Here is a 22631-nt window from a genome sequence, read left to right as displayed (position 1 = left end):
TCAGTTCTCCAGTACGTCGAGCAGGCCGAGGGGCAGGGGGACGTCCATCACCCGGTCGAACAGCCAGTAGAGGAAGATGCTCATGCCCACCACCACGATGGCGCTGTGCAGCCAGCGGCCACCGTACAGGCGGGCCATGGGCAGGCCGACCAGGATGGCGCTGAGGATGAAGCCCAGCGCCTCGAAGGTGGCGGCGAAGACAATCAGCAGGCCGACGCAGGCGGCGATCTTGATCAGGGTCTCGCGGTCCAGCTCCGGTTCGTCGTCCTTGCGCACGATCGGCGTGGGGCGAATGGCCAGGTACAGCAGGCCCAGGCTCATCAGGCCGAGCATCAGCAACGGGTAGGCGCGTGGGCCCACCGGTTCGTAGGAGAAGGCGGCCTGGTAGGGCCAGGCCATCACGGCCAGCACGGCGCACAGCGCCAGCAGGACGAGGGCGAAGAGGCGTTGCAGGATCATGTAGAAATCCTCGAAAAGGATTGCCGAAGCACAACTCGGGATCTGTGCTGGCCGTATCGCTGGCAAGCCAGCTCCCACAGGACATCCGTCGCTTCAGAACCTAGCGCAGGCCCTGTGGGAGCCGGCTTGCCGGCGATGGGGCCAGTACAGGCTGCATGGCTTACTGGATCAGGCCGAATTCCCGGGCCAGCGCCTTGTAGTCCGCCACCTGCTTCTTCACATAGCCGTCCAGCTCTTCGCCGGTCATGGCGAACGGGAACAGTTCGCGCTGGTCACGCAACTTGGCGAATTCCTCCGAGGCCAGCAGCTTGTCGAACGAGGCCTTCCACCAGGCGTAGTCCTCGTCGCTGACCTTCGGCCCCAGGTAGAAGCCGCGCACCACCGGCCAGACGATGTCGTAGCCCTGCTCCTTGGCGGTGGGGATGTCTTTCATCTCCGGCTCGTCCAGGCGGTTCTCGGAGAACACCGCGAGGATGCGCATGTTGCCGCTTTGGATGTGCGGCATGGAGTCGGAAATATCGGTGGAGCCCACCTGGATGTGCCCGCCGAGCAGCGCGGTGGCGATCTCGCCGCCGCCTTCCAGGGCCACGTAGCGCAGGTCGCGCGGGTTGATGCCGGCGGCCTTGGCGATCAGCGCGGTCTGCATCCAGTCCTGGCTGCCGACGGTGCCACCGGAGCCGATCACCACCTTGCTCGGGTCCTTCTTCAGGGCCGCGACCAGGTCATCGAGGGTCTTGTAGGGCGAGTCGCTCTTCACCGCGATGGCGCCATAGCTGGTGCCGACCGCCGCCAGCCATTTCACTGCGTTCTCGTCGAAGCGGCCGAACTTGCCCTGGGCCAGGTTCAGCAGCGAGCCGCTGGACCAGGCCACCAGCGTGCCGGCATCGCCTGGCCGCTGGGCAACCACGGCGTTGTAGGCTACCGCGCCGACGCCGCCGGGCATGTAGGTCACGCGCATGGGCTTGCTGAGGATCTTCTCGTTGACCAGGGCGCTCTGCACCAGCTTGCAGGTCAGGTCGAAACCGCCGCCGGGCGAGGCCGGGGCGATGCATTCGGGGCGTTTGGGTTCGGCGGCCAGGGCGTTGCCGGCCAGCAGCAGGCAGCCGGTCGCCAGGACGAGGCGGCGCAGTGAAAATGTCATCGTCTATCTCCGTGAGCGTTGTTGTTATGGGTTACCACAGAGCCACGCTGTAGCTCACCAGCAGCCGCACCTCGTCCGCGTCGCGGGCGAAGTTGGAGCGGAAGGTGGCGTTGCGCAGGCGCACGGCGACGTTTTTCAACGGGCCGCTTTGTACCACGTACTTCAGTTCGGTGTTGCGTTCCCACTCCTTGCCCTCGCCGCCGGCGGCGCGGCTGACGTTGTCGCCGCTGATGTAGCGGGTCATGAAGGTCAGGCCGGGGATGCCGAGGGCGGCGAAGTTGTAGTCGTAGCGTGCCTGCCAGGAGCGCTCGTCGGCGCCTGCGAAGTCATTGATCTGGACGAAGTTGACCAGGTAGGGATCGGCGCCGTCGACGTAGGGGAAGGCGCTGTCGCCGGAGAGCTGCTGCCAGGCGCCGCTGACCTTGTGCCCGCCCAGGGTGTAGCTGAGCATGCCGTTGACGGTGGTGTTGTCGATCTTGCCGGCCTTGGCCGCGCCGGCATCGTCGCTGATCGCCAGGCGCAGGTCGGCGCCCAGGGTGCCCGGGCCCCACGGCTGGGTGGCGAGCATGCCGATGAAGTGCTGGCGGTAGATGTCGTCGAGCTGGGCGAAGTGGTAGCTGCCGGTGATGCGGTCGGTGAACTGGTAGTCCAGGCCGCCGGTGTCGAAATGGTCGGCGCTGAAAGTGCCGCCGAAGCGACTGTTCTTGTTGTTGAGGGCCAGGTCTTCCCAGTTGGTGTCGTTGCGGTCCTTGGCTTTTTCCAGGCGGGCGCCGGTGAAGGTCAGGCCTTTGATCTCCTTCGAGGTGACCAGGCCGCCTTCGAAGGTCTGCGGCAGGATGCGCCCGTCGTTGGGCTGCAGCGTGGGCAGCTCGGGGATCAGCGTGCCGACCTTCAGTTCGGTCTGCGAGACCTTGACCTTGCCGGTCAGGCCGAGCTTGGAGTATTCGTCGGCAGCCTTGCCGTTGTCGTGGGTCGGCAGCAGGCCGGTGTCGGTGCGGTCCTTGCTGGAGTCGAGCTTGACCCCGAGCATGCCCAGCGCGTCCAGGCCGAAGCCCACGGTGCCTTCGGTATAGCCGGACTCGAAGTTGAGCATGAAACCCTGGGCCCATTCGTCGCGCTTGGATTGCTGCGCGCTGGTGCCGTCGCGGAAGTCGCGGTTGAAGTACATGTTGCGGGTTTCGAAGGTGGCCGTGCTGTCTTCGAAGAAGGCGGCCTGGCTCATGGGCGCGACACCGGCAAGGGCGAAGGCGCTGGCGAGGGCGGAAGGTCGGGCGGCGAGGGAACGGATAGGCGCGTACGCCTGCGGCTGCTTGGACAGCATCGTCGGTGACTCCATTTATTGTTCTTATGTGTTTGCACCTTGCTGGTGCTTTTTGCGGCGCGCGGGGCAGCCGTGGTGCGATGCTAGGTAACCAACCTTTCGCTAACCTTTCAGCGTGAAAGGTTTGTTGCGAGGGCTTCACAGCACTCGCCACGGCGGTACACTCCGCGCAAAAAGCCCAGCCGAACAGGGAGAATCCGATGCGTGTGCTGCTGGTCGAAGACCATCTGCAACTGGCCGAAAGCGTGGCCCAGGCCCTCAAGAGCCAGGGCCTGACCGTGGACGTGCTGCATGACGGCGTGGCCGCCGACCTGGCCCTGGCCAGCGAGGACTATGCCGTGGCGGTGCTGGATGTCGGCCTGCCGCGCATGGACGGCTTTGAAGTGCTGGCGCGCCTGCGCGGGCGCGGCAAGACCTTGCCGGTGCTGATGCTCACCGCCCGCAGCGATGTGAAGGACCGGGTGCACGGACTGAACCTCGGCGCCGACGACTACCTGGCCAAACCCTTCGAGCTGACCGAGCTGGAAGCAAGGGTCAAGGCCTTGCTACGGCGCAGCGTGCTCGGCGGCGAGCGCCAGCAGCGTTGCGGCCCGCTGGTCTATGACCTGGATACCCGGCGCTTCGGCCTGGACGGCGAGCCGCTGACCTTGACCCAGCGCGAACAGAGCGTGCTCGAGGCACTGATCGCCCGCCCCGGCCGGGTGATGAGCAAGGAGCAACTGGCGGCCCAGGTGTTCGGCCTCGACGAGGAGGCCAGCCCCGACGCCATCGAGATCTACATCCACCGCCTGCGCAAGAAGCTCGACGGCCACCCGGTGGCGATTGTCACTTTCCGTGGCCTGGGCTACCTGCTCGAGCACCGCGATGCGTGACAACGTCAGCCTGCGCGGGCGCCTGCTGGGCAACCTGGCGCTGCTGCTGGTGGTGCTGATGCTGGCCAGCGGCCTGAGCGCCTACTGGAATGGCCGCGAAGCCGCCGACACCGCCTATGACCGGACCCTGCTGGCGTCGGCGCGGACCATCGCTGCCGGCCTGTCGCAGCGCGACGGCACCCTCAGCGCCGATGTGCCCTACGTGGCCCTGGACACCTTCGCCTATGACAGCGCCGGGCGTATCTACTACCAGGTGCTGGACATCCAGCAGAAGCTCATCTCCGGCTACGAGCACCTGCCGCCGCCACCGCCGGGCACGCCGCGCACCGACGACTACCCGGCGCTGGCGCGTTTCTACAATGCCACCTACCTGGGCCAGGATGTGCGCGTGGTCAGCCTGCTCAAGGCGGTGAGCGAACCGAACATGAACGGCATGGCCGAGATCCGTGTGGCCGAGACCGAGGAGGCGCGGGTGCGCATGGCCCGCGGGCTGATGGCCGACACCCTGCTGCGCCTGGGAATGCTGGCCTTCGGCGCGCTGGTGATGGTGTGGTTCGCGGTGAGCGCCGCGCTGCGTCCCCTGGAACGCTTGCGCACGGCGGTGGAAGAGCGCCAGCCGGACGACCTGCGCGCCTTGCCGGTGGTGCAGGTGCAGCGCGAACTGGGGCCCCTGGTGCGTGCCCTCAATCATTTCACCGAGCGCCTGCGTGGCCAGTTCGAGCGCCAGGCGCAGTTCATCGCCGATGCCGCCCATGAGCTACGCACCCCGCTGGCGGCGCTCAAGGCGCGGGTCGAGCTGGGCTTGCGCTCACGGGAGCCGGAGGAGTGGCGCAAGACCCTGGAGGCGGCGGCCCTGGGCACGGACCGGCTCACCCACCTGGCCAACCAGCTGTTGTCGTTGGCGCGGGTGGAGAACGGCGCCCGGGCTATCGCCGAGGGCGGCGCCCAGCGCCTGGACCTGAGCCAGCTGGCCCGCGAGCTGGGCATGGCCATGGCGCCGCTGGCCCATGCCCGCGGCGTTGCCCTGGCGCTGGAGGCCGAGGCGCCAGTTTGGCTCAAGGGCGAACCAACCTTGCTCAACGAGCTGCTCAGCAACCTGGTGGACAATGCCCTGGCCCACACCCCGCCAGGCGGTGATGTGGTGCTGCGGGTACTGGCGCCGGCCGTGCTCGAAGTCGAGGACGACGGGCCGGGGATCCCGCAGGACGAGCGTGAGCGGGTGTTCGAGCGCTTCTACCGGCGCAGCGCCCAGGGCAGCGGGCTGGGGCTGGCTATCGTCGGCGAGATCTGCCGGGCGCACCTGGCGCAGATCAGCCTGCATGACGGCGAGCGCGGCGGGTTGAAGGTGCGGGTGAGCTTTATCGCGGATTGATGTCGGCAATCGCGGGGCTTGCCCCGCGATCAGCCCTGTCGATTCAGCGCAACATGCTCCGCGCATCCAGCAGTTCGGCGATATCCAGTTCGGTGCCATAGGGCAGCCCCAGGTGCCGGTAGGCGGGCAGCGCGGCCAGTGGCCGGCTGCGCTCGCGCTGGCTGATGCAGCGGGCGATCTGGACGATGTCGATGTAGTCGATCTGGTCGGTGCGCCGGTCCAGGTCCTGCACCTGGCTGGGCAGGTTGACCAGCTGCTCGGGGAACTCCCAGGCACTGAGGATCTTGTCGCCCAGCACTGGCTGGATCTGCTCGATCACGAAATGCAGGCAGATCGGGTCGGACAGCAGTTCGTTGTGCTCTTCGGCATAGATCAGCACCGGCAACGCGCCGATCTGGTGCACCAGGCCGCCGAGGGTGGCCTGGTCGGGTTTGAGTTGGGTGTAGCGTCGGCACAGTTCATAGCTGATGCCCGCCACATCCAGGCTGTTGGCCCAGATATCGCGCAATTTGTGTTCGACCGCCGGGGCCCGGGCATGGAAGATCTGTTCGATCACCAGGCCGATGGCCAGGTTGCAGCTGTAGTTGATGCCCAGGCGGGTGATCGCGGTGTGCAGGTCGGTGACTTCGACGGCGGCGCGCAGCAACGGGCTGTTGACCACCTTGATCAGGCGTGCCGACAGGGCGGCGTCGCGGCCGATCACCTTGCTCAAGGCGGACACGCTGATCTCGCTGTCTTCGGCGGCTTCGCGAATGCTCAGGGCAACTTCCGGAAGCGTCGGCAGGACCAGGTCGTCCCGGTCGATGGCGGCGAGCAATTGCGCTTGGACCTTCTCGGCCAGCTTGTTCATGGACTTCTCTACGGCAAAGGTGGTGCAGCCCCGGCGTGAAGCCGGGGCGGGCTGGTCAGCGCTGGATTTCCCGGTCGCGGTCCAGTTCGTAAGGCAGGTCGAGCAACGTCAGGCGCGGGCCTTCGAGGCTGCCCAGGTGCAGGTTGTCGTCCGCCACCGCATCGGCGCTGAGCACGGCCAGCAGTTCGACGGCGCTGCCGCTGTTGGCAGCGATCACCACCTCGCCGACCGACGAGCCGTGGGTTGGCGAGAAGATCTCGGCGCCCGGCTCGGGTACCGCTGTCTCGGCCAGCGCCAGGCGATATTGGCGGCGTTTGAGCTTGCCCAGGTACTGCATGCGGGCGACGATCTCCTGGCCGGTGTAGCAGCCCTTCTTGAAGCTCACGCCATCGACGGCCTGGAGGTTGATCATCTGCGGGATGAACAGCTCGCGGGTCGGGCCCATGACCTGGCCGATGCCGGCGCGCACCTGGCCGAGCAGCCAGTCGTTGAGCGTGCCCTCCGGCAGCGCGGCGGCGAGCGTCTCGCGCACGGCGCTGGCCCGCTCGGCAGGCGCCCACAGTTCGACCCGGCCAGCCGAGGCGCGGATGGCGATCAGGCCATCATGACGCGCGGTCGCGCCAGCCTCGTCCGCCACGCTAAGGCTCAGCGCCTGCAGGGCCGCGTCGCCGTCCTGCAAGCCGAAGCGCGCCCAGGCGGCGCTGTCATCGCTCAGCGTGGCCTTGGAGAACACCGCGTACTTCTTCAGGTCGGCCAACTGCGCCTCGAGCAGCTCGCTGGCCATGGCCAGCAGGTAGCCGTTGCCCTCGGGCAGGATACGGAAGCTCGACTGCATGCGGCCCTTGACCATGCAGCGGGCACCAAGGCTCGCATGGGCTTCGCTGAGGTAGCTGATGTTGCAGGTCAGTTGACCCTGCAGGAACTTGCCGGCGTCGGAGCCGCGGACGGCGAGGATGCCCTCATGGGAGAGGGAACAGAAGAAAGCGGAATCGGCCATGGGTCATCGCGGTAGCTAAAAGACTGGCGGCCATCATAGAACGCCGGTAACAAAATAGGTAGGTGAGTAGACCAACGCCTTGTGCCGCTTCATTCGCTGCGCGGTATACTGCGCGACCATTCGAGGAGGGCCCCATGGTCGAACAAACTGAACTCAATCGGCTTTTCTGGCACAGCCGTCGCGGCATGCTGGAACTGGACGTGCTGCTGGTACCGTTCACCCAGGAAGTCTACCCGAGCCTGAGCGAAGCGGACCGCGAGCTGTACCGTCGCCTGCTGACCTGCGAGGACCAGGACATGTTCGGCTGGTTCATGGAGCGTACCGAGTCCGAAGATCCGGAGCTGCAGCGCATGGTCCGCATCATCCTGGATCGTGTCCAGCCCAAGTGATTGTTTCGAGTGCCGTTGGCAGGGCTCACGCCTGTTGCTGGCGGCCTACCTCGCCTGCCTGGCGCTGGCGCTCATCGCCGGCGTTGTGGTCGCGTTGCCCGGTTGGTTAAAGGGCCTGCTGGTCATTGCCTGCCTTGCCCACGCCTGCTGGGCCATTCCCCGCCGTATCCTGCTGTCCCACCCTGGCGCCGTCACCGGCCTGCGTCGTGAGCCGCGTGGCTGGCATGTATACAGCCGTGCCCGGGGGTGGCAGCCGGCGCGCCTGTGCCGTGACAGCGTTGCCTTGCCCGCGGTGATAGTGCTGCGCTTCGTGCGCAAGGGGCAATGGTTCAGCCAGAGCCAGTGCATCCCCAAGGACGCCCTGGCGCAGGAGCAGCATAGAAGGCTGCGGGTGCGGCTGAAGTTCAGCCGGCGCCGCTGGGCCGCGCCGGCCTGAAGGGTCAGACCCCCTGCGGGATCTCTTCGCCGCCGAGTGCTTCGAACAGCACCGGCAGGAACTCGGTGAAGGTCATCATCATCAGCAGGAAGCTGGCGTCGAACTGTTGCTGGGCCTCGTCACCACCATCCTGCTCGGCCTGCTCTTGCAGCAGCTCCTCGAACTTCAGGCGTTTGATCACCATCTTGTCGTCGAGCACGAACGACAGTTTGTCCTGCCAGGCCAGGGCCAGCTGGGTGACCACCTTGCCGGTGCTCAGGTGCAGCTGGATTTCCTCGCCGGTCAGGTCCTGACGCTTGCAGCGCACGATGCCGCCGTCTTCGGCGGTGTCACGCAGTTCGCACTCGTCGAGGACGTAGAAGCCTTCGGCGGCCTGTTGCGACTTGACCCAGTCGGTCATGGTCGCGCTTGGCGCGATCTTCACGGTGGCCGGGCGCACCGGCAGCGAACCGATCACTTCACGCAGGGTCGACAGCAGGTCCTCGGCGCGCTTGGCGCTGGCCGAGTTGACCAGGATCATGCCCAGGCGCGGGGCGATGGCGGCGAAGATCATCGAACGACGAATGAAAGCGCGCGGCAGGAAGGCCTGGATGATCTCGTCCTTGATCTGGTCGCGTTCCTTCTTGTAGACCTTGCGCATCTGCTCGGCCTCGATCTCCTCGACTTTCTCCTTGACCGCGTCGTTGACCACGCTGCTGGGCAGGATGCGCTCTTCTTTACGTGCGGCGATCAGCATGAATTCGCCACTGACGTGAACCAGGGGGGCATCCTCGCCCTTGCCGAACGGTGCGACAAAACCGTAGGTGGTCAGTTCCTGGCTGGCGCAGGGGCGGGCCGGCTTGCTGGCCAGGGCGGCCTCCAGGGCCTCGGCCTCGAACGGTACTTCCTGGGTCAGGCGATAGGACAGCAGGTTCTTGAACCACATGAGGGGGAATCTCTCCTTAATACATAAGGCGGGCATTATTCTCCGAGCGATGGTTCCAGGCCAACCCTGTCAGAGGGCCAGCAGTCCTATATAGAGGAAGAAAATCGCGGCGCGGCTAGGTCTTTGAAAGGCCTGGAAATTTTTTTCAATTTTTTTGAAAAAAGTGCTTGCCAGGGTAGGAGGTCCTCCGTAGAATGCGCGCCACACCGAGACGAAGGGTGATTAGCTCAGCCGGGAGAGCATCTGCCTTACAAGCAGAGGGTCGGCGGTTCGATCCCGTCATCACCCACCACTCGATGTATAGCGCGGCGGTAGTTCAGTCGGTTAGAATACCGGCCTGTCACGCCGGGGGTCGCGGGTTCGAGTCCCGTCCGCCGCGCCATATTAAGCTTCCAGGGCCCACTGAACACCCGGAGGCAACAGAGAAAGCGACCTTAGGGTCGCTTTTTTTGTTTCTGGCGTTGCGTCAGAATCCCCCTGTCCGCCGCAAGTGGCCAGCAGGCCTTGCGCCGGTTCCTACCGCAAGCAAGAGACCGACCATGCAGGATGCCAGCCTCTCTCCCGCTACGCCACACGCCACTCCCTTGCTGGGAATCGACCTGGGTACCACCAACAGCCTGATCGCCGTCTGGCAGGATGGCGAAGCGCGGCTGATCGCCAATGCCCTGGGCGAGGTGCTGACGCCGTCAGTGGTCAGCGTCGATGACAATGGCAGCATCCTCGTCGGCCAGGCCGCCCGGGCGCGCCTGACCACCCACCCGCAACGCAGCGCCGCGGCGTTCAAGCGCTTCATGGGCAGCGACAAGCGTTACGCCCTGGGCGAACACCGCTTCACCCCTGAAGAACTGTCGGCGCTGGTGCTGGGTTCGCTCAAGCAGGACGCCGAGGCCTATCTGGGCTGCCCGGTGAGCGAGGCGGTGATCTCGGTGCCGGCCTATTTCAGCGACGAGCAGCGCAAACGCACGGTGTTCGCGGCCGAACTGGCCGGGCTCAAGGTCCAGCGGCTGATCAACGAACCCACCGCCGCCGCCATGGCCTACGGCCTGCATGAGCAGAAGTTCGAGCGCACCCTGGTGTTCGACCTGGGCGGCGGCACCTTCGACGTGACGGTGCTGGAGTACGCCCTGCCGTTGATCGAAGTGCATGCCTCTACCGGCGACAACTACCTGGGCGGCGAGGATTTCACTGAGGCGCTGCTGCAGGCCTGCCTGCGTGACTGGAACCTCAAGGCCGAAGACCTGGAGCCCCAGGCCCTGGCCAGCCTGCACGACGCCATCGAGCAGCTCAAGTGCGAAGTGGGCGAGGGCAGTCGCACCTTTGCCTGGAGCATGGATGGCCAGCCCCGCGAGTGGCAGTTGGACGACCATAAGCTGCAGGCGATCTGGGCACCCTTGCTGGCACGGGTACGCACCCCCATCGAACAGGCCCTGCGCGATGCCCGCTTGAGCCCGCGCGAGCTGGACAGCCTGGTGCTGGTCGGCGGCGCCACGCGCATGCCGCAGGTGCAGCAACTGGTGGCCAAGCTGTTTGGTCGCCTGCCATACCGGCACCTGGACCCGGATACCATCGTCGCCCTAGGCGCCGCCAGCCAGGCGGCGTGCAAGGCCCGCGACGCGGCCATCGACGAACTGATCCTGACCGATGTCTGCCCCTACACCCTCGGCGTGGCCTCGTCTCGGGGCGAAGATGTCACCGGCGCCTTCTCGCCGATCATCGAGCGCAATACGATCATCCCCACCTCCAAGGTGCAGCGTTTCTACAGCAGCCACCCGGAACAGAAGTTCGTGCGCATCGCCGTGTACCAGGGCGAGCGGCCCTGGGTGCGGGACAACATCCTGGTGGACAGTTTCGAGATTCCGTTGCAGCCGACCGGCGAGATCCAGTCGCTGGACGTGCGCTTCAGCTACGACATCAACGGCCTGCTGGAAGTGGACGTGACCTTCCTCGAGAGCGGCCAGAAGCACAGCCACAGTATCGACCGCAGCCCCACCGGGCTGGATGCGCAGGCACGCCAGGCCAGTGAGGAGCGCCTGGCAAAATTGAAGATCCACCCACGTGACACGCTGCCCAACCGCACCTTGCTGGCCCGCCTGGAGCGAGCCTGGATGCAGAGCCTGGGCGACGAGCGCGAGCTGATCGGCAGCTGGCTGGACGCCTTCAATGCCGTGCTGGCCGGGCAGCAGGCCGGCGAGATCAGCCGTGAGCGCCAGGCATTGAGCCAGGCGCTCGACGAGCTGCGTTACTGAGCGTTGAGCCGGCGCAGGGTGGCCTGCAGGCCGCCCTCCAGCGGCTGCCCTTTGCCCGGTACCGGGCCGTAACGGTTTGGCAGCTTGTCGCCGGGCAGGCCCAGCAGCACCAGTGACGAGAACGGCAGCACGCGGGTCAGCACCATCACCAGCAGCAGTGCCGGCACGCCGTGGCCGAGGTCGCGCAGGCGGCGCAGGAAGCCGCTGATCGACAGGATGCTGATCGCCACCAACATCGCCGGGATATGCAGCATCAGGCTGGCGCCCAAGGCGATGATTGCCACGTGCACCGCCAGGCCCGTGCGGTTCAGTCGACTCTTGAGCTTCCAGAACGCCCACATCGGCGCCGGCGGCTCCTTGACCATGTCCAGCAGCAGGCGTTCGCTCCATGACAGCACGGCCATGATCGCGCAGCGCAGGCCGGGGTCCTGTTCCGCGTCGTCCTTGATCTTTTGCAGGGCGCGCAGAACCCGGGTCTTGGGTGGGGTGCAAGTGTTCAGCAGGCTGTGCAGCGCATCCAGTACCTCGTCGACCGTGCGGCTGTCGAGACCTTGCGCGCGTATCGCGGCAGCCGGCGGGTGCTTGGCCTGGCCGTCCAGCAGCCCCCGGCGCAGCGCTTCGAACCAGTCGTCTTGCAGGTCCAACGCCTGCATGCGGTCGCGCAACGCGCAGCGTTGTGGTTCATCCAGCGACGGATCGTGGTGCAGCACTGCGCAAAACAGCAGGTAGCCCAGCGGATAATCGGTACGCAACCCGCCGTCGTCGTTGTCCAGGCAAGCCAGCAGTTGCGCGGCGTTTGGCAGGCGCGTGCTGTTGAGCGCCTGCTGCAAGGTCAGCAGGCGTGCCGAGATCAGGGCTTGTACCGGGTCGCGGATATCCAGGCTGCCGAGCAGCCCACTGGCGCCTTCGGGGCTGGTCAGCAGTTGACCGAGCAGGGCGTGTGTCGGAGCGAACGGGTGTTCGGTCGGGTAGTGCAACTGCGCGGGCAAGGCCGGGTCGATCAGTGCCAGCCAACGTGAAGGTTGCTCCAGCAGCGCCAGCATGAACAGCTGCTGGCGGTGCCACTGCCACAGTGCCTCGCCCTCGGGCATCGGGGGCAACAGGACCCCGGCTTCGGCCAGGCGGTCCTGCAGTTGCAGGGCGAATGGCGTGGTGAACAGGCGGCGCATGTCGAACTGACGGTTGAGCGTGTGCAGGGCATGGGCCGGATAGACCCGCATGCGCCGCAGCCATTCACGGCAGACCGGGCGAATGGCATCTTCGGTCAGGGCCTCGGGCAAGATAGCCGCCGGATCATCGCTGGCGCTGAGCTGCGTCAGCGCCTGGACCACAGGAGCCTGACCGAGCCAATGCAACTGCTGGTTCGCCTGGCGCTGGAAGCCCTCGAGGATCAGCGCGTCGAGGGCGTCCTCGGCCGGTGGCTGGGCGAGGACCAGGCGCAGCAAACCGGCCTCGCCGCGCTGCAGGGCCCAGGCATGCCAATACAAGCGGTGCAGATTCTGCTCCGGCTGCTCCTGCAGCAGCCAGGCCAGCAGGGGCAGTTCGTCGTCACCGTCCAGATGCCAGTCGACGAAGGTGCTGGCGATGCCGTCCAGCCCCAGGCGCGAGGCTTCGGACCAGCGCGCCAAGGTCTGCGCTGACTGCCCCGGGCTGCCCCATGCCTGGGCCGGGTCGCCAAGGTCTTGGGGCCAGCCGGCTGGCGTGTGCAGGCGGTCGAAGGCCTGGATCAGCAGGGGCAGGCGCTGGGGCTGATGGCGGGTACAGAGGTCGATCAGCCAACGCTCGGCCTGTGGATGCTGGTGTTGGCGGTACAGCCGCAACCAGCAGTCCAGGGCTTGTTGCTCGGCCCCCAGGGCATCGGCCTGGCGGGCCAGCAGGTAGAGCAGGTCGGCATCGTCCGGGGTTTGCGCCTGCTGTGCCTGGAGCAGTCCGTGGAAGGTCCGGCTGGCGATGCCGGCCTGGCTGAACTGCACCAGCAGGCGCTGAACCAGTGCCGGGTCGTCCGGGATCGCCAGGCAGGTATGCACGCTGGCGAACTGCTCGTACTCGAACAATGGGCGGTGCTGGTAGCAGTATTCGAGGCTGCGGAAATACCACAGGCTCTCCATCTGCGCCGGGGCTGGCCAGTCGCGCATGCAGGCGGTATCGAAGGGATCCGGCTGCGCGAGACGGTCGAGGAAGGCTTCCACTTCGTGGGGATTGTCCAGGCGCAGCAACTGCTCGGCCCAGCCCAGGCGCCGGGCCAGCAGACCCGCGCAGTGATGGGACAGCGGCCCGCAGTCGCGCAGGGTGTGCAGCAGCTGCCAGCCGAGGTCGTCCAGTTCGTCCAGTGGCAGTTCGTCCAGCTCGGCGATGTAGCCCTGCCAGGCTTGTGGGTCGAAGCGCAGGGACGGCTCCTCGAGCAGGCGATGGAAGTGCTGCAGCGCCGGATGGGGAGTGTCCTCGGCGACCCTTGGCTCGGCCTCCTGGGTTTCCTGCTCGCGGGCCAGGCGCAGCGCTTCCTCGTATGCCGCACGCAGGGCCTGGAAACCTTCCGGGTCGGTTTCCGGATGGTGCGCGGGCAGGCGGCCGCGGTAGGCCAGGCGGATGGCGTCCAGGTCCTGGGTCGGTTCGATCCCCAGGCGAATCCAGCAACTCATGACCAGCAGTCCTCTTCCAGGGTGGCGGGGCGCGCAGGTTCCGGCAGGTCCATGTCCCAGGGCAGCCCGGCCAGCAGCTCATGGGCGCCGAGGCGCAGGTTAAGCAGGATGCAGCGGTTCCAGTGTTCGCTGCCCTGGCGCTCGAGATCGGCGGCCAGGGTCTCGTCGCTGCTGTCGCTGACATTCCACAGCGCCTTGCCGAACAGGTAGCCGGCCAGGTAGCAATCCCAGCGGTTGTAGTAGTGTCGGGCGCGCAGCGCCAGGCGGTAGTGCAGGTAGAGGCTTTCGTCGCGATCGATCAGGCCTTTCTTGACCCCGGCGCGCAGCAGGAAGCTCATGCGCCCCAGGTCCCAGGCCCGCGTGCCGCCCGGGCCGCAGTCGGGGAAGGTGCGGGCGGCGTACTCGTGGCGGATGCGTTCGCGTGGGGGCAGGGTGTCGAGCAGGGCCTGCCACTGGCTGGGCAGGCAGCGCTGGTACTGCCAGTAGGCTTCGCTCATTTCGGTGGCGTGGCCGTTGTCGGCCATGTTCAGCATGTCCAGCAACTGGGCGCGATCGCTGATCCCCCACCAGCGCTCCAGATCGGTCTGGTCTTCCCCTTCGAAGTAGTCGGGGGCGGTATAGCTGGCGCCGTTGAGGGCGGCCATGGGGGCGGAGAGGGCATGCAGCCAGTGCTGCGCGGTTTCGTCCATGAAGGGGGTCCTGGGGGCGCTGGGAACTGGCGTGGATTGTATAGGAATCCGCAGGCTGGGTTGTCAGGGGTATGCGCCGAGCCGGTAAGCTTCGGCTACCTCCCGGAGCACCTCGCACACCCACTGCGCCGGCAGGCTCTGTGCCAGGGCGGCATTGCGGCAGATCCCCACCGAGCCGCCCGGTTCGCGCACGCCCAGGTCGAGTTCGGCCAGTTCGCCCCGCCCGAGGTCGATCAGCACGGCGTCGCGCGGGGCCACCCAGACCGCCTCGCTGCCCAGCACGTAGCGCCTGCTCAAGGCTAGCGACAGGGTTTCCAGGCGTTGTGCCGGCAGCGGGATGGCGCATTGCACGAACAAGCTGTCGGCGTGCTGGCGAATGGTCGTGCCGGGTGGTGGCAGCACCAGTGGATAGGCACCGACATGCCTGTGGTCAATAGGCTGGGCCGCCAGCAGTGGATGCCCGGGCCGCACCACCAGGGTCATCGACTCGCTGTACAGGTGCTCGAACGACAGCCCCCGGATCTGCGGGCTGTCGGTCATGCGACCGATCACCAGTTCCAGCTCGCCAAGGTGCAACTGCCCAAGCAGCTGGGCGCTGGCCCCGGTCACCACGCTGATTACCAATGCCTCGTGCTGCTGGTGCAGGCGGCACAGCACCTCGGGCATCAGCAGCCCTTCGACTGTCGACAGCACGCCGATACGCACCTGCGACGGCGCCCGAGCCTCACCGCGCACACTGCCGACTCCGTCACGCAGCGCCTGCACGCTGGGGCCGGCATAGCGCATGAAACGGGTACCGGCCGGGGTCAGGGCGACGCCCTGGTGGCTGCGCTCGAACAGGCGAGCTTCCAGCAGATCCTCCAACTCCTTGAGAGTCTTGGAGATCGCTGGCTGGCTGATCGCCAGCACGTCGGCGGCCCTGGCCAGGCTGCCCTGCCGGGCAATCTCCAGGAAGCACAGCAGGTGACGGAACTTGATGCGGGTATCGAGGTTCATGCCCGGCAGTGTATCCGCGCGGGCCAGACCTGCAACGTCTGGTTGCTCCGTTCGAGCATCAGCTACAGGCCAGTTCGACTTCGGCGCCGCGCAGGCGCGCCGTCCACACCCGCAAGGCTTGTGTCGGGTCCTCCAGGCAGCGCCCGTCGTGCAGGCAAAAATGCTGCTTGTACAGCGGCGCCGCGACTACCAGTTCGCCCTGCAGGCTGGCCAGCAGCCCGCGCCCGATGATATTGGCGCCGGAGCGCGGATCGCGGTTTTCCAGCGCGTAGACCTGTCGATCCCGCCCCGGCAGGTAGAACAACGCGACCTGCTCGCCTTCATGCCACACCACCACCCCGGAGTCGGCGACCAGGTCACTGGCCTGGCACACCGCCTGCCAGCGGGTTTCACTTGCTACAGCCGTGTTGGACAGGTTCATCACATTGTCTCCTCATGGGTGGGAATCAGCTGCAGGGGCGCCGCCGGCCGGCGTTGGCCGCGCTCGCGCACGAAGTGCACATCCGGATCGGCGCGTTGGTCATTGACGAAGGTGCGGAAGCGCTTGAGCTTTTCCGGATCGCCCAAGGCGTTGGCCCATTCGCATTCGTAGCGGTCGACCACTTGCTGCATCTGCGTCTCGAGTTCGCGGGCCAGGCCCAGGCTGTCGTCGATCACCACCTGCTTGAGGTAGTCGAGCCCGCCTTCGAGGCCTTCGCGCCACACCGAGGTGCGCTGCAGTTTGTCGGCGGTGCGGATGTAGAACATCAGCACGCGGTCGATCAGGCGCACCAGGGTCTCGTCGTCCAGGTCGGTGGCGAACAGTTCGGCGTGGCGCGGGCGCATGCCGCCATTGCCGCACACGTAAAGGTTCCAGCCCTTGTCGGTGGCGATCACGCCGATGTCCTTGCTTTGCGCCTCGGCGCATTCGCGGGTGCAGCCAGACACCGCGAACTTGAGCTTGTGCGGTGCGCGCAGGCCCTTGTAGCGGTCCTCCAGGCGCAAGGCCATGGCCACGCTGTCCTGCACGCCATAGCGGCACCAGGTGCTGCCGACGCAGGATTTCACCGTGCGCGTCGACTTGCCGTAGGCGTGCCCGGTCTCGAAGCCGGCGGCGATCAGCTCGCCCCAGATCAGCGGCAGCTCGTGCAACTGGGCACCGAACAGGTCGATGCGCTGGCCACCGGTGATCTTGGTATAGAGGTCGTACTTCTTTGCCACCTGGCCGATCACGATGAGTTTTTCCGGGGTGATCTCGCCGCCGGGAATGCGCGGCACCACCGAGTAGGTGCCGTTCTTCTGCATGTTGGCCATGAAGGTGTCATTGGTGTCCTGCAGCGGCACCAGCGCCGGGTCCATGATCGGCTGGTTCCAGCAAGAGGCGAGGATGTTGCCCACCGCCGGCTTGCAGATGGCGCACCCCACGTGGCCTTTGCCATGGCGTTCGAGCAGCTCGCTGAAGGTGCGGATGCCCTCCACCCGCACCAGCCCGTAAAGCTCCTGGCGGGTGTAGGCGAAGTGTTCGCACAGGCTCTTGTCGACGGTCACGCCGCGGGCAGTCAGTTCGTGCTCGAACACTTGCTTGAGCAGCGCCGCGCAACCGCCGCAACCGCTGGCCGCCCTGGTGCAGGACTTGACGGCGGCGAGGTCGCTGCAGCCACTGTCGATGGCGGCGCACACCGCGCCCTTGCTGACGTTGTGGCATGAGCAGATGGTCGCGCTGTCGGGCAAGGCATCGGCGCCCAGCGCCGGCGCGCCGCTGCCTTGGGGCAGAATCAGCGCGGCCGGGTCGGCCGGTAGCTTGATGCCGTTCTGGGCGTATTGCAGCAGGGTGTCGTAGTAGCTGTTGTCGCCCACCAATACCGCGCCAAGCACACGCTTGCCGCTGGCATCGACCACCAGGCGCCGGTATGAAGCGGTGGCTTCGTCGATGAAGCGGTAGCTGCGCGCGCCCGGCGTGACGCCTTGGGCATCGCCGATGGAACCGACGTCCACACCCAGCAGCTTGAGCTTGGTCGACATGTCGGCGCCGCTGAATTCGCCCGCCGACTCGCCCATCACCAGGGCAGCCAGGTTACGGGCCATGGCGTACCCCGGGGCGACCAGGCCGAACACACTGCCGTTCCACGATGCGCATTCGCCAATGGCGAAGATGCGTGGGTCGCTGGAGCGGCACTGACTGTCGATCACTATGCCGCCGCGAGGGGCGATCTCCAGGCCGCAGGCACGGCCCAGGGCATCCTGCGGGCGAATGCCGGCGGAGAACACGATCAGGTCGGTTTCCAGGTGTTCGCCGCCATCGAAGTTCATGCGGTAGCGGTAGTGTTCGCCAGCGCTGATCGACTGGGTGGCGCGGGCCAGGTGCACGCCCACGCCCAGCGCCTCGATGCGCGCCTTGAGCGCCGCGCCGCCCTCGCCATCCAGCTGGACCGGCATCAGCCGCGGCGCGAACTCCACCACATGCGCTTGCAGGCCTAGCGACTTGAGGGCGTTGGCGGCTTCGAGGCCGAGCAGGCCGCCGCCGACCACCACGCCACGGCGAGCGCTGCCGGCGGCGGCGCGGATCGCATCGAGGTCTTCGAGGGTGCGATAGACCAGGCGCGCATTGCCGCTGGATCCTTCGATAGGCGGCACGAACGGGTAGGAACCGGTGGCCAGGATCAACTGGTCATAGCCGAGGCGGCCTTCGGCGGTGATGACTTCCTGGCGTTCGCGATCGATGTCCAGTACCGCCTCGCCCAGGTGCAGGTGCACGCCGTTGCTCGCATAGTAGTCGCGGTCGCACAGGGCCAGGGTTTCGGCGCAACTGCCGGTGAAGTATTCCGAGAGGTGCACTCGGTCATAGGCGCGCTGACGCTCCTCGGCGAACACGTGCAGTTCGAAGCGCGCCAAGGCGCCGCGCTCGATCAGTTGCTCGACGCAGTGATGGCCGACCATGCCATTGCCGACGATGACCAGTCGCGCTCGTTGTGCTTCGTTCGCTGTTGCCTGCATAGCCGATCCTCGATCACGGAAAAACGAAAAAGGCGCCTGGAGCCGAAGCTCCAGGCGCCTTTGCCTGTACTCATCAGTGTGAGGCCCCTGTCGACCGCCGTTGGTCGTTGGGGCTGTTGTACTTCGTTGAAAAGCAGGGAGTGTGCCAAGCGGCCACTCAACGGCAGTCCTCACGGGCCTCATCGCCGGCAAACCGGCTCCCACAGGGCTGCGGACCCATTTGCGGCGTACCCTTGTGGGAGCCGGCTTGCCGGCGATGAGGCCGTTACGGGCACAACGAAGGTGCAAGCCTCACCAGCCTGGTGCATCAATACACATCCCGTCGGTAGCGCTTGTCCCGCGCCAGCCCCTCGACGAACGCCGCTGCCGCGCTCTCATCCAGGCCGCCGTGCTCAGCCACCACCTGGTGCAAAGCCGCGTCCACATCCCGGGCCATGTGCCGGGCATCACCACAGACATACACATGGGCACCCGCTTGCAGCCATTGCCACAGCTCGGCGCCATGCTCCAGCAGGCGGTGCTGCACATAGACCTTTTCCACCTGGTCACGGGAAAACGCAGTGCTCAGACGCACATGCCCGCTGGCCTCCCAGGCCTGCAATTGTTCGCGGTAATAGAAGTCGCAAGCGGCATGCTGCTCACCGAAGAACAGCCAGTTGCGCCCCTTGGCCCCGCGTACCTCGCGCTCTTCAAGGAAGGCGCGGAAGGGGGCGATACCGGTACCAGGGCCGATCATGACGATGGGCACCCCGTCGTCCTCGGGCAGGCGGAAGTGTTTCGATGGCTGGGCAAATATCCCCACCTCCAGCACTGCTGCCCGGTCCGCGAGGAAGCTCGAACAGACGCCCTTGCGCTCGCCATGGCGCACGATGGACACGGTCAGGTGCACTTGGCCGGGATGAGCCCGGGGGCTGGAGCTGATCGAGTACAGGCGCGGCTGCAAGGGTTTGAGCAGCGACAACCAGTTGCCCAGTGGCAAGGCCTGGGGGTGTTCGCGCAGCACGTCGGCCAGCTGACGGCCCCACAGCCATTCCTTGAGTTCGTCCTTGCATTCTGGCAGCAGCAGGCGTTGCAGGTCGGGAGCGTGCTGGCTGAAGGTTTCGAGCTGCTGGCGGCTGACCTGGGTGATGTCCAGGTGCCGCTCCAGCGCGGTTCGCAGGGGCATTGGGGCATGGCCCTCGAGTTCGATCTCGGTTTGGCCTTCCAGCTGCATCAGCATGAGCAGCTCGTCGACCAGCTCCGGGCAATTGCGCGGCCATACGCCCAGGGCATCGCCAGGTTGATAGCGCAGGTCGCTACCGGACAGGTCGAAGACCAGTTGGCGAGTCTCCTTGGTTGAACCCGGGCCGTTGAGCAGGCGGTTTTCCCGCAAGGTGGCAGGCCAGGGCTGCTGTTTGCCGCGGACGGTGACTGGCGCGGCGGCGGTGGCCGCCGGGGCACCGCCAAGTTCGGACAACAGGGCATCGAGCCAAGCGCCGAAGGCCGCCTCGCAATCCGGCTCGCAGTCGACCCGGTCCAGCAGGCGCCGGGCGCCCAAGTCGGCCAGGCGTTGGTCGAGCTTGCGGCCGAAGCCGCAGAACTGGTCGTAGCTTGAATCGCCCAGGGCCAGCACGGCGTAAGGGAGGGTGGCGCAACTGGCGCCTTCGTCGTCCTGCAGCGCCCGCCAGAACGCGGTGCCGCTGTCCGGCGCATCACCGTCGCCGAAGGTGCTGGCGATCAGCAGCAGGCTGGCGGCACCTCGCAGTTGGGATGGGCGCACCGCCTCCATGCAACTGAGCGCGACCACCAGCCCCGCGTCGCGCAGGCGTTGGGCGCAGCGTTCGGCTAGGTGCTCGCCATTGCCGGTCTGCGAGGCCCACAGCACGTGGTGACGAGGGCTTTCCAGCGCTGCTTGCGGCGCCGGCGCGGGCCGGGCGAACAGGCCGGCCAGCAGGCCGTCGACGAACAGGCGTCGCTCCGGCGCCAGGGGCGCACCGGGCGGCAGGCAAGGCACGTTCTCGGTGCTGGCCTGGCTCAGGCCGAGCAGGAAACCTTGCAGGTAATGGCGCTCATCCTCGGCCAGGACCGGAGCCGGCAAAGCCTCCAGGCCGAGCAGGCGGGACAGGGTGGCGGTGGGCATGGCGATGGCCTCCGGGGGAAGCGTCAGTTCGAGGGCTTCGATGCGCTCGCCGGCGACCCGCTCCAGGGCCACGGCACAATGCTTGAAGGCCGGTTGCAGTGAGGTCGGGTCCACCGCGTCGCAGGTCACCGCGTTGATTGCCAGTTGCTCGCCGTACAGATCGTTCCAGTGAAACGGGGCGAAACAGTTGCCTGGCAGCACCCGCTCGCTGAGCCGTGCCGGCAGCACGGCCTGGCCACGGCGCGAGCGGATCGCCACCTGGTCCTTGGGCGCGATACCCAGGCGCCGGGCATCGTCGGGATGGACCTCGACGAAGGGGCCGGGCTCCAGCTTGTTCAGGCTGGGTACCTGGCCGGTCTTGGTCAGCGTGTGCCACTGGTGCTGGACGCGGCCAGTGTTGAGCACGAAGGGGAAGGCATCGTCGGGCAGCTCCGCCGGCGGCAGCCAGGGGCGGGCGAAGAATCGGGCCTTGCCGGTGGGCGTCGGAAACACCGGCGTCTGTGGGGCGTCTGGCGCGACATAGCGCAGCGGGCTGCGAGTGTCCTTGCGCCCCGGCGCGCTTGGCCACTGCCGCGGGCCCTGGCGCAGGTCGGTATAGGCGATGCCGCGCAGGTCGTAACCGGTGTCGGGGTTGTGGAAGCGGCGGATCTCATCGAACACCGCTTCGGCGTCGGGGTAGTCGAAGGCGTGCGCATAACCCAGGGCACAGGCGATGCGCGCGATCAGGCGCCAGTCCTCGAGGCTTTCGCCCGGCGCCTCGACGGCGCGGGGCATCAAGGTCAGGTTGCGCTCGCTGTTGATCATCACCCCTTCGCCCTCGGCCCATAGTGACGCCGGCAGCAGGATGTCGGCGTAGCGGTTGGTCTCGGTGTCGAGGAAGGCGTCCTGGCTGATTACCAGCTGTGCCTGGCGCAGGCCGTCGATCACCTGCTGGCGGTTGGCGACGCTGGCCACCGGGTTGCTGCAGATGATCCAGCAGGCTTTCACCTCGCCATGCTTGAGTTGCTCGAACAGTGCCACGGTGCCTTCGCCCCCTTCACTGCGCAGGGTGCCGGGGGGCAGTTGCCATTGCGCTTCGACGAAGGCGCGGTCGGCCGCTACCTGCGCCGAACGCTGGCCCGGCAGGCCCGGCCCCATGTAACCCATCTCGCGGCCGCCCATGGCATTGGGTTGGCCGGTCAGCGAGAACGGCCCGCTGCCGGGGCGGCAGATGGCGCCGGTGGCCAGGTGCAGGTTGCACAGGGCATTGCTGTGCCAGGTACCGTGGATGCTCTGGTTCAGACCCATGGTCCAGCAGCTCATCCATTCGCCCGCCGCGCCGATCAGGCGGGCGGCTTCGCGGATATCGGCCTCGGCCAGCCCGGTGATGGCCGCGACGCGTGCGGGGGTGTAGTCCTCGAGAAACGCCGGCAGTGCCTCCCAGCCTTCGGTGTGGCGGGCGATGAAATCCGCGTCGGTATGGCCATTGGCGTGCAGCAGGTGCAGCAGGCCATTGAGCAGGGCCAGGTCGGTACCCGGGCGCAGTTGCAGGAACAGGTCGGCCTTGTCGGCAGTGGCGCTACGCCGAGGGTCGACGACGATCAGCCTGGCGCCGGCCTTGAGCCGGTCGAGCAGGCGCAGGAACAGGATCGGGTGGCAGTCGGCCATGTTCGCGCCGATCACCAGGAACACCTCGGCGCGCTCGAAATCCTGGTAGCTGCCGGGCGGGCCGTCGGCGCCCAGCGATTGCTTGTAGCCACTGCCGGCACTGGCCATGCACAGGCGTGAGTTGGACTCGATATGGCGGGTGCGGATGAAACCCTTGGCCAGCTTGTTGGCCAGGTACTGGGCCTCCAGCGACATCTGCCCGGAGACATAGAGGGCCACGGCGTCGGCGCCATGGGTATCGATGATCGTGCGCAGGCGCCTGGCCGTCTCGGCGATGGCGGTCTCCAGCGGGCGACGGGCTGGTTGCTGGCTGCGCTGGTCACGGACGAACGCATGAGCCATGCGCCCGGCCTCCAGCGGCACATGGGCGGTCAGCCCTTTGGTGCACAGGCGCCCGAAGTTGCTGGGGTGCTGCTTGTCGCCGCTGACCTTGACGATCTTGCCTTCGCTCACGTGCATGACGATGCCGCATCCGACCCCGCAATACGGGCAAACACTGCGCACTTCATTGCCGCTCATCACGATCTCCTGCTGACGAAACGACAAAGGCGCCGGCTGCC

At 66.8% G+C, this 22631-nt stretch carries 17 protein-coding genes and 2 tRNA genes; 7 read left to right on the top strand and 12 right to left on the bottom strand.

Translation table 11 applies throughout. From position 1 onward, the window contains the following. The 3 genes from AAHK21_RS07975 to AAHK21_RS07965 all read right to left on the bottom strand — a co-directional run bounded on the left by AAHK21_RS07975 (position 1) and on the right by AAHK21_RS07965 (position 2921). Positions 1-459 carry a tripartite tricarboxylate transporter TctB family protein gene (locus AAHK21_RS07975; RefSeq protein ID WP_046856876.1) on the bottom strand — a complete coding sequence of 153 codons (459 nt, stop codon included), beginning with the start codon at positions 457-459 and terminating at the stop codon, positions 1-3. A gap of 160 nt (positions 460-619) precedes the next feature. Beyond that, the gene (locus AAHK21_RS07970; protein ID WP_046856875.1) at positions 620-1600 is read right to left on the bottom strand and encodes a tripartite tricarboxylate transporter substrate binding protein; all 981 of its coding nucleotides are present in this window, start codon (positions 1598-1600) and stop codon (positions 620-622) included. Between the two features lie 31 nt (positions 1601-1631). Further along, a complete protein-coding gene (locus AAHK21_RS07965) occupies positions 1632-2921 on the bottom strand; it encodes an OprD family porin (RefSeq protein WP_367856934.1) in 1290 nt (429 codons plus the stop codon). Between the two features lie 200 nt (positions 2922-3121). Between AAHK21_RS07965 and AAHK21_RS07960 the strand changes: the two genes are divergently transcribed. Together AAHK21_RS07960 and AAHK21_RS07955 are read left to right on the top strand one after the other, a co-directional pair. Continuing rightward, the gene (locus AAHK21_RS07960; protein WP_038705540.1) at positions 3122-3793 is read left to right on the top strand and encodes a response regulator; all 672 of its coding nucleotides are present in this window, start codon (positions 3122-3124) and stop codon (positions 3791-3793) included. Then, on the top strand, positions 3786-5165 hold the full coding sequence (locus tag AAHK21_RS07955) for a sensor histidine kinase (RefSeq protein WP_046856872.1): 1380 nt from the start codon (positions 3786-3788) through the stop codon (positions 5163-5165). Before AAHK21_RS07960 ends, AAHK21_RS07955 begins: the two co-directional genes overlap by 8 nt. Positions 5166-5208: 43 nt before the next feature. On the opposite strand, the gene AAHK21_RS07950 is transcribed toward AAHK21_RS07955, so the two are convergent. Both AAHK21_RS07950 and AAHK21_RS07945 read right to left on the bottom strand, forming a co-directional pair. After that, positions 5209-6015 carry an HDOD domain-containing protein gene (locus tag AAHK21_RS07950; protein WP_023632685.1) on the bottom strand — a complete coding sequence of 269 codons (807 nt, stop codon included), beginning with the start codon at positions 6013-6015 and terminating at the stop codon, positions 5209-5211. Positions 6016-6070: 55 nt separating this feature from the next. After that, entirely contained in the window at positions 6071-7012 is a 942-nt protein-coding gene (locus AAHK21_RS07945) for a folate-binding protein YgfZ (protein WP_367856933.1), read from the bottom strand. 134 nt (positions 7013-7146) lie between these two features. Between AAHK21_RS07945 and AAHK21_RS07940 the strand changes: the two genes are divergently transcribed. Further along, positions 7147-7401, top strand: a complete 255-nt coding sequence (locus tag AAHK21_RS07940; RefSeq protein WP_023631750.1) for a succinate dehydrogenase assembly factor 2 — start codon at positions 7147-7149, stop codon at positions 7399-7401. Then, positions 7385-7837 carry a protein YgfX gene (locus AAHK21_RS07935; RefSeq protein ID WP_367856932.1) on the top strand — a complete coding sequence of 151 codons (453 nt, stop codon included), beginning with the start codon at positions 7385-7387 and terminating at the stop codon, positions 7835-7837. Before AAHK21_RS07940 ends, AAHK21_RS07935 begins: the two co-directional genes overlap by 17 nt. Positions 7838-7841: 4 nt before the next feature. Here the strand turns inward: AAHK21_RS07935 and rdgC are convergent, their stop codons facing one another. Next, a complete protein-coding gene (rdgC, locus tag AAHK21_RS07930) occupies positions 7842-8762 on the bottom strand; it encodes a recombination-associated protein RdgC (protein WP_023631647.1) in 921 nt (306 codons plus the stop codon). A 216-nt stretch (positions 8763-8978) separates the two neighbouring features. On the opposite strand from rdgC, the gene AAHK21_RS07925 reads away from it, so the two are divergent. From AAHK21_RS07925 to AAHK21_RS07915, 3 genes are all read left to right on the top strand, one after another. After that, positions 8979-9054, top strand: a tRNA-Val gene (locus tag AAHK21_RS07925). Between the two features lie 13 nt (positions 9055-9067). Then, positions 9068-9144: transfer RNA gene (locus tag AAHK21_RS07920), tRNA-Asp, on the top strand. A gap of 157 nt (positions 9145-9301) precedes the next feature. Further along, positions 9302-11008 (top strand): Hsp70 family protein, encoded by a 1707-nt coding sequence (locus tag AAHK21_RS07915; protein ID WP_367856931.1) that lies wholly within the window; start codon positions 9302-9304, stop codon positions 11006-11008. Here AAHK21_RS07915 and AAHK21_RS07910 read toward each other — a convergent pair. The 6 genes from AAHK21_RS07910 to AAHK21_RS07885 form a co-directional block, all read right to left on the bottom strand. Next, a complete protein-coding gene (locus tag AAHK21_RS07910) occupies positions 11002-13647 on the bottom strand; it encodes a molecular chaperone DnaJ (protein ID WP_367856930.1) in 2646 nt (881 codons plus the stop codon). The genes AAHK21_RS07915 and AAHK21_RS07910 overlap by 7 nt on opposite strands. Continuing rightward, positions 13644-14336, bottom strand: a complete 693-nt coding sequence (locus AAHK21_RS07905; RefSeq protein WP_038705546.1) for a DUF1266 domain-containing protein — start codon at positions 14334-14336, stop codon at positions 13644-13646. The genes AAHK21_RS07910 and AAHK21_RS07905 overlap by 4 nt, the downstream gene beginning before the upstream one ends. Positions 14337-14399: 63 nt before the next feature. Next, positions 14400-15332, bottom strand: a complete 933-nt coding sequence (gene pcaQ / locus AAHK21_RS07900; protein WP_367856929.1) for a pca operon transcription factor PcaQ — start codon at positions 15330-15332, stop codon at positions 14400-14402. Between the two features lie 58 nt (positions 15333-15390). Continuing rightward, positions 15391-15753: a nitrite reductase small subunit NirD gene (gene nirD, locus AAHK21_RS07895; protein ID WP_367856928.1), complete on the bottom strand. Its 363-nt coding sequence runs from the start codon at positions 15751-15753 to the stop codon at positions 15391-15393. After that, complete coding sequence (gene nirB / locus AAHK21_RS07890; protein ID WP_367856927.1) at positions 15753-18305, bottom strand: nitrite reductase large subunit NirB; 2553 nt, start codon at positions 18303-18305, stop codon at positions 15753-15755. Before nirB ends, nirD begins: the two co-directional genes overlap by 1 nt. Before the next feature lie 307 nt (positions 18306-18612). Beyond that, a complete protein-coding gene (locus AAHK21_RS07885; protein WP_367856926.1) occupies positions 18613-22590 on the bottom strand; it encodes a molybdopterin-dependent oxidoreductase in 3978 nt (1325 codons plus the stop codon). Positions 22591-22631: the final 41 nt, after the last annotated feature.

The organism is Pseudomonas sp. TE50-2 (genome assembly GCF_040813665.1).
Classification (GTDB): domain Bacteria; phylum Pseudomonadota; class Gammaproteobacteria; order Pseudomonadales; family Pseudomonadaceae; genus Aquipseudomonas; species Aquipseudomonas soli.
This window is presented reverse-complemented; position numbering and strand designations above follow the sequence as displayed.